Below are 1063 nucleotides of genomic sequence, written 5' to 3'. Positions count from 1 at the left end.
TTTTGATTTTTGCCTTTTGACTTCTGATTTTATTACCGATCCCCGATTCCCACTGCATATCGTATAATAGCGCCACGCCTCATTTAACAATATTTCCCCATCTTGAAGCCTACGGCAGCCTGCTGGATGGAGCTTTCTTGGGCATGGCCAGCATTTGCCGGGCGTGCATTGTTGGCTTGATTCAAAGGAGTTGACCTGTGGCACGCAGCAATTCGTGGCTTGACGCTGGCTTGGCAGGCTATTTTCGCTTTGCCGAACGTGGAACCAACCTTCGGACTGAAATTCTGGCGGGCGTAACTACTTTTTTCGTGATGGCCTACATCATTTTTGTAAATCCCTCGATTTTATCGAGCGGGCCGTTGGCTGAGGCTGGGCCGCCGTTCAATGCAACGCTCACCGCTACCTGTTTAGTTTCGGCCTTAATGTGTATCGCGATGGGCTTATTTACCAATTATCCTTTTGCCTTAGCTCCAGGCTTGGGCTTGAATGCGGTCGTAGCCTTTCAATTAATTCTGACCATGGGTTTGCCATGGCAGGCAGCAATGGGCGTGATCGTACTCGAAGGCGTTTTGATCACAGCATTGGTACTCACTGGCTTTCGCCAAGCGGTGATGCACGCGATTCCACTTTCGCAAAAACGCGCGATTAGCGTGGGCATTGGCTTATTTATCCTATTCATTGGGTTGAATAACGCTGGGATTGTGCAACGCGGTGCGGGCACGCCCATGGCCTTGGGCAATTTCACCACCTTTTCAATCTTGCTAACGGTGGTTGGCTTATTTTTGACCCTGATTTTGATGGCGCGAAAAGTCAAAGCCGCCTTGTTGATTGGCATTCTGGCCACAACTGTGATTGGGGTGGTAAGTCATTATGCCTTTGGCGCAGATGCGAGTGCTCAGGCGGGCGTGCAAGGCGCATTCCCCACCGAACTAGCCAGCCCAAGCTTCGAAACCATCGGCCAAGGCCTTAATTTCGATGTGTTTAAATTAGCTGGAGTGCTTTCAGCAGTCTTGGTGATTTTCTCGCTGATGCTCTCGGATTTCTTCGACACGATGGGCACGAT

At 50.3% G+C, this 1063-nt stretch carries 1 protein-coding gene; it reads left to right on the top strand.

Annotated features, from left to right (window positions below; all coding sequences use genetic code 11):
* Positions 1-197: 197 nt before the first annotated feature.
* Positions 198-1063: NCS2 family permease (locus DEF47_RS01735; protein ID WP_287044934.1), on the top strand; the 866-nt coding region annotated here is incomplete at its 3' end.

This window comes from Herpetosiphon sp. (assembly GCF_003512625.1).
In the GTDB taxonomy this organism is placed as follows: Bacteria; Chloroflexota; Chloroflexia; order Chloroflexales; family Herpetosiphonaceae; genus Herpetosiphon; species Herpetosiphon aurantiacus.
This window is presented reverse-complemented; position numbering and strand designations above follow the sequence as displayed.